At 66.1% G+C, this 16,039-nt stretch carries 15 protein-coding genes; 12 read left to right on the top strand and 3 right to left on the bottom strand.

Annotation, left to right across the window (positions count from 1 at the left end; genetic code table 11):
• Nucleotides 1-349: 349 nt before the first annotated feature.
• Both AC50X7_RS17495 and moaA read right to left on the bottom strand, forming a co-directional pair.
• Nucleotides 350-616, bottom strand: coding sequence for a MoaD/ThiS family protein (locus AC50X7_RS17495; RefSeq protein WP_494980166.1), 267 nt, complete (start codon nt 614-616; stop codon nt 350-352).
• A gap of 4 nt (nt 617-620) precedes the next feature.
• The gene (moaA, locus tag AC50X7_RS17490; protein WP_494980165.1) at nt 621-1,757 is read right to left on the bottom strand and encodes a GTP 3',8-cyclase MoaA; all 1,137 of its coding nucleotides are present in this window, start codon (nt 1,755-1,757) and stop codon (nt 621-623) included.
• Nucleotides 1,758-1,988: 231 nt separating this feature from the next.
• Between moaA and AC50X7_RS17485 the strand changes: the two genes are divergently transcribed.
• The 7 genes from AC50X7_RS17485 (at nt 1,989) to AC50X7_RS17455 (ending at nt 7,713) form a co-directional block, all read left to right on the top strand.
• Nucleotides 1,989-3,530 (top strand): molybdopterin-dependent oxidoreductase, encoded by a 1,542-nt coding sequence (locus AC50X7_RS17485; protein WP_494980168.1) that lies wholly within the window; start codon nt 1,989-1,991, stop codon nt 3,528-3,530.
• Between the two features lie 21 nt (nt 3,531-3,551).
• A complete protein-coding gene (locus AC50X7_RS17480; RefSeq protein WP_494980164.1) occupies nt 3,552-4,877 on the top strand; it encodes a molybdopterin molybdotransferase MoeA in 1,326 nt (441 codons plus the stop codon).
• The gene (gene moaC / locus AC50X7_RS17475) at nt 4,865-5,359 is read left to right on the top strand and encodes a cyclic pyranopterin monophosphate synthase MoaC (protein ID WP_494980163.1); all 495 of its coding nucleotides are present in this window, start codon (nt 4,865-4,867) and stop codon (nt 5,357-5,359) included. The genes AC50X7_RS17480 and moaC overlap by 13 nt, the downstream gene beginning before the upstream one ends.
• Nucleotides 5,356-5,880, top strand: a complete 525-nt coding sequence (locus tag AC50X7_RS17470; RefSeq protein WP_494980162.1) for a MogA/MoaB family molybdenum cofactor biosynthesis protein — start codon at nt 5,356-5,358, stop codon at nt 5,878-5,880. The genes moaC and AC50X7_RS17470 overlap by 4 nt, the downstream gene beginning before the upstream one ends.
• Nucleotides 5,870-6,331, top strand: coding sequence for a molybdenum cofactor biosynthesis protein MoaE (locus AC50X7_RS17465; RefSeq protein ID WP_494980161.1), 462 nt, complete (start codon nt 5,870-5,872; stop codon nt 6,329-6,331). Before AC50X7_RS17470 ends, AC50X7_RS17465 begins: the two co-directional genes overlap by 11 nt.
• Nucleotides 6,332-6,460: 129 nt before the next feature.
• Nucleotides 6,461-7,231 (top strand): 4-hydroxy-tetrahydrodipicolinate reductase, encoded by a 771-nt coding sequence (gene dapB, locus AC50X7_RS17460; protein WP_494980160.1) that lies wholly within the window; start codon nt 6,461-6,463, stop codon nt 7,229-7,231.
• 2 nt (nt 7,232-7,233) lie between these two features.
• Complete coding sequence (locus tag AC50X7_RS17455) at nt 7,234-7,713, top strand: hypothetical protein (protein ID WP_307095615.1); 480 nt, start codon at nt 7,234-7,236, stop codon at nt 7,711-7,713.
• A 50-nt stretch (nt 7,714-7,763) separates the two neighbouring features.
• On the opposite strand, the gene AC50X7_RS17450 is transcribed toward AC50X7_RS17455, so the two are convergent.
• Entirely contained in the window at nt 7,764-8,999 is a 1,236-nt protein-coding gene (locus AC50X7_RS17450) for a heparan-alpha-glucosaminide N-acetyltransferase domain-containing protein (RefSeq protein ID WP_494980159.1), read from the bottom strand.
• An 86-nt stretch (nt 9,000-9,085) separates the two neighbouring features.
• Here AC50X7_RS17450 and AC50X7_RS17445 point away from each other — a divergent pair, with 86 nt between their 5' ends.
• The 5 genes from AC50X7_RS17445 to AC50X7_RS17425 all read left to right on the top strand — a co-directional run bounded on the left by AC50X7_RS17445 (nt 9,086) and on the right by AC50X7_RS17425 (nt 16,033).
• Nucleotides 9,086-9,445: a hypothetical protein gene (locus AC50X7_RS17445; protein ID WP_494980158.1), complete on the top strand. Its 360-nt coding sequence runs from the start codon at nt 9,086-9,088 to the stop codon at nt 9,443-9,445.
• 34 nt (nt 9,446-9,479) lie between these two features.
• Nucleotides 9,480-10,277 (top strand): carbon-nitrogen hydrolase family protein, encoded by a 798-nt coding sequence (locus tag AC50X7_RS17440; protein ID WP_494980157.1) that lies wholly within the window; start codon nt 9,480-9,482, stop codon nt 10,275-10,277.
• Between the two features lie 58 nt (nt 10,278-10,335).
• The gene (gene dapA, locus AC50X7_RS17435) at nt 10,336-11,244 is read left to right on the top strand and encodes a 4-hydroxy-tetrahydrodipicolinate synthase (RefSeq protein WP_494980156.1); all 909 of its coding nucleotides are present in this window, start codon (nt 10,336-10,338) and stop codon (nt 11,242-11,244) included.
• A gap of 41 nt (nt 11,245-11,285) precedes the next feature.
• On the top strand, nt 11,286-12,977 hold the full coding sequence (locus AC50X7_RS17430; RefSeq protein ID WP_494980155.1) for a ribonuclease J: 1,692 nt from the start codon (nt 11,286-11,288) through the stop codon (nt 12,975-12,977).
• Nucleotides 12,978-13,114: 137 nt separating this feature from the next.
• Nucleotides 13,115-16,033 (top strand): FtsK/SpoIIIE family DNA translocase, encoded by a 2,919-nt coding sequence (locus AC50X7_RS17425; protein ID WP_494980154.1) that lies wholly within the window; start codon nt 13,115-13,117, stop codon nt 16,031-16,033.
• Nucleotides 16,034-16,039: the final 6 nt, after the last annotated feature.

The following is a 16,039-nucleotide window of genomic DNA, read 5'->3' as shown; positions in this document are numbered from 1 at the left end:
AACCCCGCCACCGGCAGCAGCGGTAGTGGCCAGGGCGGCATCCTCGAGAAACAGGGCCCCCACGCCGGCAACGGAGGCATGAATGCCCTCCATCACTGCCACTGCGCCCTCGCCGTTTCCCATACCAACATCATCTACGGAGGCACTGACAATCTGGGTGGGAGCAGGTGTTAGGAGGCTAATGGCAAATTTCGAGACTCGAACGCGGGCTGCCGCACTGGTCCCGCCGTCTGCCGACATCCGCATACCGACATTTTCGGCGAAGGCACTGACATTTGAGGGGGAAGCACATCATCAACGGAGGAACCGGCAACCTTAAGGCCGAATCGAAACGCGCGTAAAGGTACTCCTACCCGCCCGCGAACGGAGGTAACACATCCACCACGTCATCAGCCTTCAGGACAACGGCCTGGTCCCGCACGGCCACCTCATTGAGCAGGAAGCTGCTCCGGGACAGGATGCGCGGGAGCGGGGGAGTTCCGGCAGGAGGCGCGGGGCGCTCCACGGATAAAACGGTCTCGAGAAGGTCAGCAACGGTGGCTCCCGGCGCCAGGTCGAAGCTCTCTTCCTCCATGCCTGCGGCGGCGCGTGCGGCAGCGAAGTAACGTACGTTCAAAAGTTCAGCCCCCGATGGCGCTCATGCTGCGGTCCGGCTGGACGAAGTCCGGAGCGTCAAGTCCCACGTGGTCCATTCCGTGGGCTTTAGGCTTGAGCCACATCGCGTCCTGCCACCGCTGGGCGAGGGCATCGTCGCTGGCTCCCGAGCGCAGGAGACCCAACAGGTCGAATTCTTCCCGGGAGAACAGGCAGCTCATGATCTTGCCCTCTGCAGTGATCCGGGTCCTGCGGCAATCCGAGCAGAACGGCTCAGTCACGGAGGCAATGATGCCCACCGTGCCCAACACAGGGCCAAACGCGCCCGCAGCGCCGTCAGCCGACCCGGCCACCCGCCGTCGTACTTCAAAACGCTCCGCCGGGGCACCGTCACGGGCGCGGGGATCGGGACTGAGGACAAAATCAGCGGAGAGAATTTGGCGGATCTCGGCGGCCGTAATCATGTTCCGCCGCGTCCAGCCGTGGTCGGCGTCAAGCGGCATCTGTTCAATGAAACGAAGCTCATACCCGCGCCCCAGGGCCCAGGCGAGCAGCGACGGCGGCTCGGCGTCGTTGATGCCGCGCATCAACACCGCGTTGAGCTTGACCGGGCCCAGACCCGCTGCCCAGGCTGCGTCCACCCCGGCCAGCACTTGGTTCAGGAACGGCCTGCGGGTCAGCTGGGTGAAGGTTTCCTCGTGCAGCGAATCCAGCGACACGTTGATACGCGTCAGGCCGGCAGCCTTCAGCGGCGCCGCCTTTTTCGCGAGTCCCACGCCGTTGGTGGTCATGGAAATGGGCAGGCCGGGGTGGTTGCTGCGAAGGGCCGAAATGATGTCCACCAGATCGTGCCGCACAAGGGGCTCCCCACCGGTAAGCCGCAGTTCACGAACTCCCAGCTGCTCCACTCCGATCCGCACAATCCGAATGATTTCCTCCGCTGACATCACCGCCTGTTTCGCCAGCCATTCCAGGCCTTCGGCAGGCATGCAGTAGGTGCAGCGAAGGTTGCATTTGTCCGTCAGGGACAGCCTCATGTCCGTGGCCCGGCGTCCATAGCGGTCCGCGAGTCCAGCCGGAGCATCAGCGGGGCGGGCAGCAGGAACCGACGGCAGGGGTGCTGCTTCCTCCCGCGGCTGGGGCATGCCTAGCTGAACACTCATGAATTCAGGCTACGCCACGTTGGGTTGCGCATCACACCCCGTGACACGGGCAAGCGAGGCAGCAGAAGACCGGGCAGAGCCGAGGACAGGTCAGGCGCCACAGGTACTCCGCGAACTTATGCTTGAAGGGTGGACACCTCACGGCCAAGGGAGGCATCGCACGACGACGGGTCGGGGCTGCCGGAGCAACGGGCACCTTCGCCGCCGCCCCGGGCATCGGCGTCCCAGGCAGTGCCACACTGGAACGGGCGGTGGGCGGCGGCCGCCGGGGTGGTTGCGGTGGGCAGTGCAGTGGTGCTGGGGGAGCTGGTAGCCGGCGTCGTCAGTCCGTCGTTGTCGCCTCTGACCGCTGTTGGTGGCGCCGTCATCGATGCCATTCCTCCCGGTGTCAAGGACTGGGCCGTTGCACTGTTCGGTACCGCGGACAAAGTGGCTCTCCTGGTCGGGATGGGCCTGGTGATCGCTGCGCTTGCCGCACTGGCGGGCGTGGTGGAGGAACGCCGCCGGTTGAGGGGCGTCGCGGTGGTTGCCGTCTTTGGGCTTGTGGGCCTGGCGGCCGTCCTGACCCGCGCCCAAGCCACGTTCAGCGCGATTGCACTGGCGGTCCTCACCTCCGCCGTCGCCGGCGTCCTGCTTCGATTCCTGATCACGAGGCTGCAGGAATGGGGGAGCGATGAACCGCGGGCAGGAGCCGATGCCGCGCCTGTCCGCCGTCGTTTCCTGCAGGCTCTGGCCGGCGGAGCCTCGTTCGCCATCATCGGTGGAGCGCTGGCGGCCACATGGCGCGGTGCTTCCCTTGCGGTCAGCGAAGCCCGGAGCCGCGTAGCTCTGCCGGTAGCCAACTCGCCGGCGCCGCCAGTCCCGCCAACCGCCGAGGCGAAAGTCGACGGCATGCAGCCGCTGGTCACGCCCAATCCGGACTTCTACCGCATCGACACGGCCCTCACGGTCCCCGCCATCGGTCCGGACGCATGGGTCCTGAGAGTCACCGGAATGGTGGACCGGGAGGTGGAGTTGACCTTCGCCGAACTCCTGGCAAAACCCCTGACCGAACGCCATGTGACCATCGCTTGCGTGTCCAACGTCGTGGGCGGAGACCTCATCGGCAACGCACGCTGGCTGGGGTGGCCCGTCCGCGACCTGCTTGCCCTTGCCGGGCCGCAAACCGGCGCGGACATGGTGCTCTCACGAAGTGTGGACGGCTGGACCGCGGGCACACCGCTGGAAGTGCTCACCGACAACCGTGATGCCCTGCTCGCCGTCGGCATGAATGGTGAGCCGCTGCCGCTCGAACACGGCTTCCCGGTCCGGCTGGTGGTGCCCGGACTCTACGGCTACGTGTCGGCCACCAAATGGGTCACCGAGCTGAAGGTCACCAGGTTCGCGGACGACGCGGCCTATTGGACGCCCCGGGGCTGGTCGGAGCGGGGTCCCATCAAAACCTCTTCACGGATCGATGTGCCACGAAGCGGCCGGCCGGTGAAAGCGGGAACGGTGATGTTTGGCGGCGTCGCCTGGGCCCAGCACACGGGCATCGGCAAGGTGGAGCTCCGCGTGAACCGTGGTTCTTGGCAGCAGGCGGAACTGGCGGAAGGGATCTCGCTGGACACCTGGTACCAGTGGAAGCTGGCTATGGAGTTGACGGAAGGGCAGTACGAGGTCCAGGTCCGGGCCACGGATCTCGCAGGCCATGCGCAGGACGAGCAGAGCAGGCCCGTGGCGCCTGACGGAGCCACCGGGTTCCACACGATTAGAGTGGACGTGCAACCCTGATGGCTTACTGAAGGCGGAACCATGACCAGCCCGAAACCCCATGGAACGTCCCTTGATGAAACGATCGATGGCCAAGCGCAGCATCAGGGCGGTGGCGACGCGACGCACGAGCCCAACCACCAGGCGCATCAAGCGCATCACCAGGCGCGGTCCGTGGCTGGGCATGCCGCCGCCGTCGAGCAACTCCTGCGTCCATTGCAGTCCTCGGGCCGGACGGAAGTGCTGCCCCTGCATGAGGCGCTGGGCCGCGGCCTGGTCAGCGACGTCCGCGCCCCCATCAGCCTGCCGCCCTTCGCTAACTCCCAGATGGACGGCTATGCCATCCGTTCCGCGGACGTGCCCGACGGCGGTGCGGAGTTGCGTGTTATGCCTCCCGTTCCGGCGGGCGCAAGCCCCGCAGCCCTTCGGCCTGGCATGGCTGCCCCGATCATGACCGGGGCTATGCTCCCGGAAGGGGCCGACGCCGTCGTCCCCATTGAGCGGGCCGTTCCGGACCGTTTCCTTCCGCACACGGAGCAGGCAACGGTGACGCTGCCAACGGCCGCGCCCGGCACCTTTGTGCGGGCAGCCGGCAGCGATGTCCGGACCGGTGAAACGGCCCTGGCAGCCGGCACCTTCCTTGGCCCGGCACAGTTGGGCCTGCTCGCGGCGCTGGGCATCCCGGAGGTGACGGTCCACAAGGCCGTGACGGTCCTGCTGGTCACTACGGGCGACGAAGTGGTGGAACCGGGCCAGGAGTTGCCCGCCGGCAAGATTTACGACTCCAACGGCACACTCCTCGAAGCAGCCATGAGGCAGTCCGGGCTCCAGGTCCGCCGTGCGGGAATAGCCACTGACAACCCGGAGGCGCTTCGCAGGCTGCTGCGGAGCGAGGGTGGCGGGACGGATCTGATCGTCACCACCGGCGGGGTCAGCAAAGGCGCGTATGAGGTGGTGCGGCAGGCCATGGAGGACCAGCCGGTGGAGTTCCTGCACGTGGGCATGCAGCCGGGGGGCCCGCAGGGGATTGGCACCTTCGAAGGGCGCCCCTTCCTCGGATTCCCTGGAAACCCCGTCAGCTGCCTGGTGTCCTTTGAGATGTTCCTCCGCCCCGTCCTGGCAGGCCTTCTCGGTACCCCTGCACGACGACTGCCCATCCGCGCCAGGCTGAGCCGTCCCCTCACGTCGCCCGAGCACAAGCACCAGATCCGCCGCGGCACCCTGCAGCCGGACGGGACAGTGGAGCTCCAGGGCGGGGAAAGTTCACACCTGATGCACGCGCTCGCGGGCTCGAACGTGCTGGTTCACGTCCCCGAAGGAGTGGCCGCGCTCGCGGCAGGGGCGGACGTGGAAGTATGGATGCTGTGAATGCAGAACAATCCCCGGCCGCGCTGACGCACCTGCGCCAGGACGGCAGCGCCCAGATGGTGGATGTCTCCGCCAAAGCCGAAACCACCCGTGAGGCCACTGCCACCGCCACGGTCCGCACCACCGCAGAGGTCATGGGCCTGCTCGGTTCAGGTGGCCTGCCCAAGGGTGACGCCCTGGCCGTGGCACGGGTTGCCGGCATCATGGCCGCCAAAAAGACACCCGAACTGATTCCGCTGTGCCATCCGCTTCCGCTGTCCAAGGTCACCGTGGACTTCGAGCTTGCACCGGACTCGGTATCCATACTCGCCACGGTCAAGACCCGCGGTGTCACCGGGGTGGAGATGGAAGCACTCACAGCAGCCTCCGTTGCGGCCCTCAGCGTCTACGACATGATCAAGGCCGTGGATAAACACGCCATTCTGAACGACATCAAAGTCCTCGCCAAAAGCGGCGGCAAGAGCGGGGACTGGACACTGTGACCAGCACCCTTAACGCGCCCGAACCCCACCGCCACGGCGATGTCCAAGGACGGAAGGCCGGCGTCGTGATCGCCTCCACCCGGGCCGCCGCCGGCATATACAGCGACGAAACCGGCCCGGTGATTACGGACTGGCTGACCGAACACGGCTTCGACGTTTTTCCACCCATGGTGGTTCCCGATGGCGAGCCGGTAGGCGCAGCCCTCCGCGCACTCCTGACCCAGCGCCCCGCCGTCGTCATCACCAGCGGGGGCACGGGCCTCAGCCCGGACGACCGCACACCGGATGTCACCCTGCCGCTGCTGGACCGCGAGATACCCGGCATCATGGAAGCCGTCCGCCGCGCAGGTGCCGCCAAGACCCCGCTGGCGGCCCTCAGCCGTGGTCATGCCGGCGCTGCAGGATCTACCTTCATCATCAACTTACCTGGATCACCCAAGGGGGTCATGGACGGACTGACCGTCCTGGACCCCGTGATCGGGCACCTTTGCGACCAGCTGGAAGGCGGACATGGGCACTGAAACAGCATTCGAGGTGGTCAACGCTGTCCTGAGCGCTGATCCCATCTCCGTCGACCAGGCCATCGCGGCGGTGGAAAGCGATACCGCCGGTGCGGTGGTCAGCTTCAGCGGCGTGGTACGGAATCACGACGGCGGCAAGGCAGTCGAGCGTCTCAGTTACAGCGCGCACCCCACGGCACACCAGGTGATGGCCGACGTCGTTGCCCGGCTTGTTGCCGAACATGCGGTCGACGCCTCGTCCAGGCAGCCCGTGCGGATCTGGGCGGCACACCGGATTGGCATGTTGGAGATCGGCGACCCCGCGCTGGTGTGTGCCGTGTCCGCATCCCACCGTGGCCAGGCCTTCGACGTCTGCTCCGAACTGGTGGACAGGATCAAGGAACACGTTCCCATCTGGAAGGAACAGTTCTTCACCGACGGAACGGTGGAATGGGTGGGCGCGGGCAGCTAATGCTGCCACCTTCTCCATTGCCTGACCGGCCCGGTGCGCCACCGTCACGCTGCCAAATACCAGTTCCTGCGAGGTAACGCACACTCCGCGGTTCCTGTCCGCCGCGGGCCCACCGGTAGGGTTAACGCCATGACCGAACAACTTTCTGCTCCCTTGCCCGTTGCCGTGCTGGGCGCGAACGGGCGCATGGGCGCCGAAGCCGTAAAAGCCGTCGCGGCCGCCGCTGACATGAAGCTCGTCGCCGCCTTGGGCAGGGGCGACTCGCTGGACCAGCTCACCGCAGCTGGCGCCAAATTCGTGGTGGACCTGACGGTTCCGGAGAGCACTGAAGCGAACGTCCGCTTCGCCGTCGAACACGGCATGCACGCCGTGGTGGGCACCACCGGCTGGGACAGCGGCAGACTGTCCGCACTGGGGGACCTGCTGGCCGGCCACCCGGAGGCCGGCGTGCTGATCGCTCCCAACTTCGCCCTCGGCTCGGTGCTGGCCTCGGCCTTCGCTGCCAGGGCCTCCAAGTACTTCGAATCGGTGGAGATCATCGAACTGCACCACCCGGACAAGGTTGACGCGCCGTCGGGCACCGCAGTCCGGACCGCAGAACTCGTCGCCGCCGAACGCAGTGCCGCGCAGGTGCCGCCGAGCCCGGATGCCACCACCAGCGAACTTGCCGGCGCCCGCGGTTGCGAGGTGGACGGGGTACGCGTCCACAGCGTGCGGCTCCGCGGCCTTGTGGCCCACCAGGAAGTATTGCTCGGCAGCGCCGGCGAGCAGCTGACCCTGCGCCACGATTCGTTTGACCGCGCGTCCTTCATGCCCGGCGTGCTTCTTGGCCTGCGGAAGGTAGCCGCCCACCCCGGACTGACGGTTGGCCTGGACGGCTACCTGGACCTGGGGCTCTAACCGTGGGCGGAGTGCTGGCTGGTTTCCGGAAGAACCGCACCAAAATCTGGGTGGGGGCGGTAACGCTGCTCCTGGTCTTTTACCTGGTGGTGTCCTTCCAGCGCTCAGTTCTGCTGCTGACAGACAGCAACCCAGCAGCTGTAGCCATCGGGGCGGCCTACCTCGTGCTGCCCGTGATCGGTGCCTGGGCGCTGGTCCGGGAACTGATGTTTGGGGCCCGCACCGAGCAGATGGCGAAAGTCCTCGAAGCCGAAGGCGGGCTCCCGGTAGACGAGCTGCCCAGGACGCCGGCAGGGCGTATTGTCCGTTCCGCAGCCGATGCCGAGTTTGAGAAGTACCGGGCGGAGGCTGAGGCAGCACCGGATGACTGGCGTTCCTGGTTCCGGCTGAGCTGCGCCTACGATGCCGCCGGCGACCGCAAGCGCGCCCGCGCCTCCATGCGGGACGCCGTCAAGCTCTTCCGCGGCAACGTGCCGGCTTAGCCCTCCAGTGCTTAGCGCTCGATTGAGGAGCGCCCCGGGAGCGGCTCGCCCTAGCTGATAGCCTTGACGCCACCGCGGCCCACCTGGTTCGCCGCATGACCCAGCCATTCCAAGGGCCCGCGCCACTTCAGCAGCACAAACACGATGCCCACCATCACTGCACCGGCAGCCTGGGCAAAGTACATGGCGTCCTCAGTCCAGCCGGCGGGGAGGGGCTTCAGGTAGAAGCCCGAAACCACCCACACGTGGACGGAGTACAGGGTGAGGGTCATGGCGCCCGCGCCGCGCAGGGGCAGCAACAGATCCAACGCCACCCATTCGGCCAGCCTGCCCAAGAGGAGGAACGCCCCGATCACCGCTGCTGCCACCGCTGACGTGTGGAGCAGGTCGAGGGGGGTGGCCGAATGGGGTGCCGCGGACGCCAGCCACCACCAGGATCCCTCCTGCGGGATACCCGTCAGGTTGACCTGCAGAACATTGTGCAGCGGGTAGCCGGGGGAGTCCAGCAGCTTCTCGAGGGCAGCCCGGCCGCCCCAGTTCTCCATGGCCGCGGTGCCCAGGGCCTTGGTCAGGAAGGCAACAATGGTGCCCACGATCAACAGCACCCAAGGGACCAGTCGCTTGTTGAGCATCAGGCGGCCGACGACGAGCCCCACCAGCAGGTAGGACAGCCACTGGAAGACGGGGTAGTAGCCGGTGAAAAAGAGGTCGCCCAGGAGCCGGGTGGGCGTGGACAAGTCCTCCCAGGACGGATTGTGGCCAAGCCTCAATGGCGGGGCCGCAGCCAGCAGCCAGGGACGCAACAGGTACGCCAGCACCGGCGAGGCCAGGATCCAGCCAGCGGCCCAACTGAGGAGCGGCTTCAGCCGCATGCCCAGGAACGGCAGGACACACAGGAACAGCACTGCGTAATGGACCAAAATGATGGCCACGCCCACTTCCAGGCCACCCAAGGTGAGCCCGACGGCGGCAATTACCAGGGCGCGCAGGGCCACCCCGCGCCTCGCTGCCGAAAGGTCGGAGCCATCCAGCGGCTTGTGCTTTCCAGTGGACAACGCGAGGCCAACCCCTGCCAGTACTGCGAAGAGTGCGGCGGCCCTGCCCGAAAAGGTCAGGCCGATCCAAGTGGGGGTCAGGTCGGCGTTCGATTCAAAAGTGGGAAGCAGGTGCGTGGCCATCATTCCCAGCAGGGCAAGCCCGCGCGCTGCGTCGATGCCGTGAAGCCGGCCCGGGATGGAGCGACCTGCAGCCATCCGGGAGGAGGTGGCGGCGTTGCGGGAGGTCATGCCCAGATCGTCTCACACCTGCCTGTACCGGAGCTGTCACGAACCGGCTCTTGTGTTCGAATATATGTTCGAATAGCATTGGCGGCATGCAAACCCCATCACCTGAAGTCCCCGCCTCGGAGTCCCCACATGCCGGGCCACTGAAGGCCATGAGCCCCGGGGTGGTTGATTACCTCTTTCGCCAGCTGGTGACCGGAAAAACCTCCGAGGACATCCAGTGGGAGGGGGAGGGTGTCAGCCTGTCCGCGCAACCGGAAGGGGCAGAACTCGCACGGCGTCTCGGCGAGACGGATATCGACGCACTGACTCCGGTGGAACTGTTCCACTACGTCAGGGCCGCCCAACGATTGGCCACCTGGGCTGAAGGGCTGCGGCAGTCGGCGGTGGGCAGGTATTGCCACCCCGGGCCAGGGGAGCCGCCCCGGGCCCATGACGTCCGCCGCTGAGGCGTGCCGGCAGGTGCTTGCCTAGGATGGAGGCGTGACAGACACCCTCCCAGTCGCCGTGATCCAGTATCAGCCGCTGGATGGGGGCATCCCGGCCAACGCCGCCGAGCATGTGCGCCTCATTGAGGACGCAGATGACCACGGCTCCCGCCTGGTGGTCTTCCCGGAGTTGTCCCTCACCGGGTACCGGCTGGACCTGTTAGAGGACCCCGACTCCTGGCTGAAGCCGGATGACGAACGCCTCGGCGATGTCCGGGAGATCTGCCACCGGACCGGGATTACGGCTGTTGTAGGGGCTGCCTGCCGCGAAAGCGACGGCACGCCCCGGCTGGCATCGGTTGCCCTTCACCCGGACGGCAGTACCGAAACGGCTTTCAAGGCCCACCTGCACGGGCAGGAGCAAGAGCTGTTCACGCCCGGGGAGGGCGTCGTTTTGATGGAAATGGACGGATGGAGGATTGCCCTCGCCCTTTGCTTCGAGGCCCCCGCGTTCGATGCCTCCGTGCCTGAGGGCGGTGCGGACGCTGCGGCAGCAAGTGCTGATGTGTGCTGCGTGTCCGCCCTCTACACCAAAGACGAGGAGCACCGGCTGGGCCTCCACCTCGGAGCGCAAGCCAAGGACAACAGGATGTTTACGCTGCTCGCCAACCTTGGCGGCAGGAGCCCCTTGGGTGAATCGTGCGGCTTGAGCGGTTTTTGGGGTCCGGACGGCTTTCCGTTAGAGCAGGCGGCGGGAACCCGCACTGAAATTGTTTCCTGCGTCCTGCAGCGAAGCCGCCTCGAGAAATACCGCCGGCAAGCCGGCAACGCCGCCGGGGAATCCTATATTTGACGTTCATCACGCCGCTCCTATTGTCCTAACCAGCCGGGGACAGGGTAACGTTTTTTCCATGGCTGACACTTCCGCGCGCATCCCTGCCCTTGGCACCCTCCTGACCGCCATGGTCACGCCGTTCACGAAGGACGGCAGGGTGGATTACCAGCAGGCAGCGGAACTGGCCGGCAAGCTGGTGGACGACGGCTGCGACGGCCTGGTGGTCACCGGAACCACGGGGGAAACCTCCACCCTCACCGACGAAGAGAACCTTGGCATGTTCCGTGCAGTCAAGGAAGCGGTCGGAGGCCGGGCGACAATCATCGCAGGCACCGGCACCAATGACACCGCGCACTCAGTGCACCTCTCCCAGCAGGCAGCAGCGCTCGGCGTCGACGGCATCCTGCTGGTGACCCCCTACTACAACAAGCCCAGCCAGTCAGGCCTCCGCGCACACTTCGAGGCCATCGCCAGTGCCGCTGACGTGCCCGTGATGCTGTACGACATCCCGGGCCGGTCCTCGATCGCGATCGAACCCGAAACCATGATCCGCCTGGCGCAGCACCCGAACATTGTGGCCGTCAAGGATGCCAAGGCCGATTTCGTCGCGGCCACCCGCGTCATGGCAGAAACTGACCTGCTCTTCTACTCCGGCGATGACGGACTGACCCTGCCCTGGATGGCACTGGGCGCCGTAGGCCTCGTCGGTGTCACCACGCACGTGGCAACCCGCCAGTTCCGTGACCTCATCGATGCGGTCAACGCCAACGACCTCGAAACCGCGCGGAAGATCAACTTCGAACTTCTGCCCGTGGTCCGCGCCACCATGACCAGGGTCCAGGGGGCCGTCGCGGCCAAACAGATTCTTAAATGGCAGGGAGTCCTGCCCAACTCGATTGTCCGCTTGCCCCTCGTGGAGCCGGACGAAGCCGAGATCGAAACCATCCGCGGGGATTTGGCGGAAGCGGGGCTGGTCTTTTCCTGAGGGCTGAGACCGGCACCCTTCCGCCTGGAAAGTAGTGCAATATGACCCAAACTGCCCTAACCGGCCTTGTCACCCCTCCCCGCCTGCCGAACGGCACGCTACGGATCGTACCGCTCGGCGGACTGGGGGAGATCGGCCGGAACATGGCCGTGTTCGAAATCGACGGCAAACTGCTGATCGTGGACTGCGGCGTCCTCTTCCCGGAGGAGACCCAGCCCGGCGTCGACCTGATCCTGCCTGACTTCTCCTACATCGAGAACCGGCTGGACGACATCGTAGCTGTTGTCCTCACCCACGGGCATGAGGACCACATCGGTGCTGTTCCCTACCTGCTGCGCCTGCGGGCCGACATTCCGCTGGTGGGCTCGCAGCTGACGCTTGCCTTGATCGAGGCGAAGCTGCAGGAGCACCGCATCCGGCCCTACACCCTCACCGTCGAGGAAGGCCAGGTGGAGAAGTTCGGCCCCTTCGAATGCGAGTTCGTGGCTGTCAACCACTCCATTCCCGACGCCCTCGCAGTGTTCCTCCGCACCGCGGGCGGCACCGTCCTGCACACGGGCGACTTCAAGATGGACCAGCTTCCCCTTGACGGCCGCATCACCGACCTCCGGCACTTCGCCAAGCTCGGCGAAGAGGGCGTGGACCTTTTTATGTCGGATTCCACCAACGCGGACGTACCCGGTTTCACCACCGCGGAAAAGGAAATCGGCCCCACGCTGGAGCGCCTGTTTGGCCAGGCCACCAAGCGGATCATCGTCGCATCCTTCTCGTCCCACGTGCACCGGGTCCAGCAGGTACTGGACGCCGCCGCAAAGCACAACCGCAAGGTGGCCTTCGTGGGCCGGTCCATGGTCAGGAACATGGCCATCGCGGAGAAGCTGGGCTACTTGGATGTCCCGCCGGGCCTCATCGTGGACATCAAGAACATCGACAACCTGCCGGACAACCGCGTGGTGCTGATGTCCACCGGTTCCCAGGGTGAGCCGATGGCGGCGCTGTCCCGCATGGCAAACGGCGATCACCGTGTGGTGGTGGGTGACGGGGACACTGTCATCCTCGCGTCCAGCCTGATCCCCGGCAATGAAAACGCCGTATTCCGGATCATCAACGGACTGCTCAAGCTGGGCGCCGACGTGATCCACAAGGGCAACGCCAAGGTCCACGTTTCCGGGCACGCTGCCGCCGGCGAACTCCTGTACTGCTACAACATCCTGGAACCGCTCAACGCCATGCCGGTGCACGGTGAAACCCGCCACCTGATTGCCAACGGCAAGATCGCCATCGAATCCGGGGTCCCGGAAGCCAGCGTTATCCTCGCCGACAACGGCACCGTGATCGATCTCAGGGACCACCGGGCGGACGTCGTGGGCCAGGTTGAAGTGGGCTTCGTCTATGTGGACGGATCCAGCGTTGGCGAGGTCACCGAGGCCGACCTCAAGGACCGCCAGACCCTGGGCGATGAAGGCTTCATCTCCATCATCACGGTCATCCACCGCGCCACCGGCAAGGTGGTGTCCGGGCCGGAGATCCACGCCCGCGGCGTGGCCGAGGACGATGCCGTGTTCGACGAGATCATCCCCAAGATCAACGCTGCGCTGGAAGAAGCCGTGCTGAACCATACGGACCACACCACCCACCAGCTCCAGCAGGTGGTCCGCCGGGTGGTGGGCACGTGGGTCAACCGCAAGCTCCGCCGCAAGCCCATGATTATCCCGGTGGTGCTTGAGGCCTAACAGCCCGCCATCGGCTCCGGCCCGTACTTCCTTCCTCAAGGAGGAGTGCGGGCCGGATGTGCTTAAGCGGCCCGAACCGGAACGGTCTGGCTCCCAAATCCCCGGGATACAGGCCCAGTTCCGGTACCGTGGCTGGTATGGCCACTCGTACTACTTCCGCGCCCAATGGTTCAAGCAGGGCCGGCTCCGGCAGCAAATCCAGCGGTTCCGGTGGCCGCGGTTCCGGCTCCACGGCAGCGAAAACCACAGCAGCCAAGTCCGGGCGGACCGGCAGCTCCGGTACGGCGCGGACCCGCCAGCTCCCCGCCGTCGAACAGCACCAGCCCTGGCTGCTGCGGGTAGTGGGCGGAGCATGGCTGGGCATCGGCCACCTCGTGGGCGGGGGAGTGCGGCGCATTGGCCATGACGTCAGCGACCTTCCGGCCGACGAGCGCCGCGACGGCGCTGCCCTCTTCAACCTGGCCCTGGGAGTCTTCATCGCCACCTTCGCCTGGTGGGGCCTCACCGGTTGGTTCCCGGACGCCGTCTACAGCGTGGTGAACGGTACGTTCGGCTGGATCTCGCTGCTGCTTCCGCTGATGCTTTTTGTGTGTGCTTTCCGGCTCTTCCGCCACCCCTCGGACGGGCGGGGCAATAACAGGGTGGGCATCGGTTTCCTCATCATGACCTTCGCCGGCTGCGGCCTGGCCCATGTCCTGGGCGGACAGCCCACAGTCGCCCAAGGATTTGACGGGCTGCGCCAGGCCGGCGGAATGCTGGGATTCCTGGGCGCATCGCCTCTGGCCGCCATCCATCCGGCTGTTCCGCTGGTGCTCTACGGTCTGCTGGCCTTCGTCTCCCTGCTCATTATCACCGCCACTCCCTTCGGTGCCATCCCGCGGCGGCTGCGCGGTGCCTATGAGCATCTCATGGGCATCGACCTTTTGGACCAGGAGCAGGACAGGGACCGCCACGACCGCAGCTACCTGGAGCGCACCCCGCCGGCCGCGCCCAAAAAGAAGAAGCGCCGCCTGTTCGGCAAGGACGAGGATGCCGATGCCGGCCTGGAAGGCTACGTAGGCGACGAAGCGTTCGAGCATGCCGTCATCGACGACGACGAAGAGCCGCAACCGCAGCCGCCCCGCCCCGCTCCCGGGGTGCGCCGGCCCACCCAGGCGGAGATCGCCGTCGAAAAGATCAAGGCGGCCCAGGGACTGGGCGCCGCTGCTTCAGCTGCGCCGGGGGAGAACGCCACCGAGGCCATCCCGATGATCACCCCGGGCATGTCAGCCCCCGGCAACCAGGCTGGTTCCCCGGCACCCACCGTGCCGTCCAACCCTGTGGCTCCCGCACCGCCGCCCGTTCCGATTCCACAGCGGACCGAGCAGTTGTCCCTCGCCGGCGACGTTACCTACACCCTCCCTGCGTCGGACTATTTGACTCCGGGCTCAATCCCCAAGGAGCGCACGGAGGCCAATGACGCCGTCGTCGCAGCCCTGACAGACACCCTTCAGCAGTTCAACGTCGATGCCACCGTGACCGGCTTCAGCCGCGGTCCCACCGTCACCCGGTACGAAATCGAACTCGCCCCGGGAACCAAGGTGGAGCGGGTCACCGCACTGTCCAAAAACATCTCCTACGCCGTGGCCTCCAGCGACGTGCGGATCCTGAGTCCCATCCCGGGCAAGTCCGCGATCGGCATCGAGATCCCCAACACGGACCGCGAGACCGTTTCCCTTGGCGACGTGCTGCGCAGCCAGAACGCCCGCCGCACCGACCACCCGATGGTGATGGGTGTCGGCAAGGACGTTGAGGGCGGCTACGTTGTGGCCAACCTCGCCAAGATGCCCCACCTGCTGGTGGCCGGCGCCACCGGTGCCGGTAAGTCCTCGTTCGTGAACTCCATGATCACGTCCATCCTGATGCGCGCCACCCCGGACGAGGTGCGCATGGTGATGGTGGACCCCAAGCGCGTGGAGCTCACCGCTTACGAAGGCGTCCCGCACCTCATCACACCCATCATCACCAACCCGAAGAAGGCCGCGGAGGCGCTCCAATGGGTGGTGCGCGAGATGGACGCACGGTACGACGACCTTGCGAATTACGGTTTCAAGCACATCGACGACTTCAACAAAGCCGTCCGCGCCGGCAAGGTCCAGCCTCCGGTGGACTCCAAGCGGGTCATCCGCCCGTACCCCTACCTGCTGGTGATCGTGGACGAGCTCGCCGACCTCATGATGGTGGCGCCGCGCGATGTTGAAGACTCGATCGTGCGCATCACCCAGCTCGCCCGTGCCGCCGGCATCCACCTGGTCCTTGCCACGCAGCGGCCGTCCGTGGACGTCGTCACCGGCCTGATCAAGGCGAACGTTCCTTCCAGGATGGCTTTTGCCACCTCCTCGGTGACCGACTCCCGGGTGGTCCTGGACCAGCCGGGCGCAGAGAAACTCATCGGCCAGGGTGACGCACTGTTTCTGCCGATGGGCGCTTCGAAGGCCATGCGCGTCCAGGGCGCCTGGGTCACGGAATCAGAAATCCACAAGGTGGTTGAGCACGTCAAGGGACAGCTCCAGGCCACCTACCGCGATGACGTTGCCGCCGAAGCGCCCAAGAAGCAAATCGACGACGACATCGGGGACGACCTCGAGGTGCTGCTGCAGGCCACCGAACTGGTGGTCACCACCCAGTTCGGCTCCACCTCCATGCTCCAGCGCAAGCTGCGCGTCGGCTTCGCCAAGGCCGGCCGCCTGATGGACCTGCTCGAATCAAGGGGTGTGGTTGGCCCGTCCGAAGGTTCGAAAGCCCGCGACGTCCTGGTGAAGCCGGACGACCTCGCCCCGGTCCTCGCTGCCATGAAGGGCCAGGAGGCACCCAAGGCACCGGATGCCCAGACCGCGGCCCTCAGCGACAACGCCAACGCCAACATCGCGCAGGGCGGCTACGCCGAGGACCTGGTGGCGGCGGACCTGGACCAGCGGAAGCAGAACGTCGAATACTACGACGGCTCGGATTCCCCGCCGGGGGGCTATGACGACGAAGAGGGATCGGAAGACGCCTGGTCGCTGACCGGGCGCTAGCCCGAA

It is taken from the genome of Pseudarthrobacter sp. Hb11 (assembly GCF_059383655.1).
Note: the sequence above shows the minus strand (reverse complement) of the source record. Positions and strands in the feature narration are given on the sequence as shown.

What these genes read in the sequence shown, in the direction of transcription:
- moaA (WP_494980165.1), bottom strand. Translation starts at nt 1,757, where the DNA reads ATGAGTGTTCAGCTAGGCATGCCCCAGCCGCGGGAGGAAGCAGCACCC.
- AC50X7_RS17445 (WP_494980158.1), top strand. Translation starts at nt 9,086, where the DNA reads ATGCAAACCCCATCACCTGAAGTCCCCGCCTCGGAGTCCCCACATGCC.
- AC50X7_RS17450 (WP_494980159.1), bottom strand. Translation starts at nt 8,999, where the DNA reads ATGACCTCCCGCAACGCCGCCACCTCCTCCCGGATGGCTGCAGGTCGC.
- AC50X7_RS17465 (WP_494980161.1), top strand. Translation starts at nt 5,870, where the DNA reads ATGGGCACTGAAACAGCATTCGAGGTGGTCAACGCTGTCCTGAGCGCT.
- dapA (WP_494980156.1), top strand. Translation starts at nt 10,336, where the DNA reads ATGGCTGACACTTCCGCGCGCATCCCTGCCCTTGGCACCCTCCTGACC.
- moaC (WP_494980163.1), top strand. Translation starts at nt 4,865, where the DNA reads ATGGATGCTGTGAATGCAGAACAATCCCCGGCCGCGCTGACGCACCTG.
- AC50X7_RS17430 (WP_494980155.1), top strand. Translation starts at nt 11,286, where the DNA reads ATGACCCAAACTGCCCTAACCGGCCTTGTCACCCCTCCCCGCCTGCCG.
- AC50X7_RS17480 (WP_494980164.1), top strand. Translation starts at nt 3,552, where the DNA reads ATGACCAGCCCGAAACCCCATGGAACGTCCCTTGATGAAACGATCGAT.
- dapB (WP_494980160.1), top strand. Translation starts at nt 6,461, where the DNA reads ATGACCGAACAACTTTCTGCTCCCTTGCCCGTTGCCGTGCTGGGCGCG.
- AC50X7_RS17425 (WP_494980154.1), top strand. Translation starts at nt 13,115, where the DNA reads ATGGCCACTCGTACTACTTCCGCGCCCAATGGTTCAAGCAGGGCCGGC.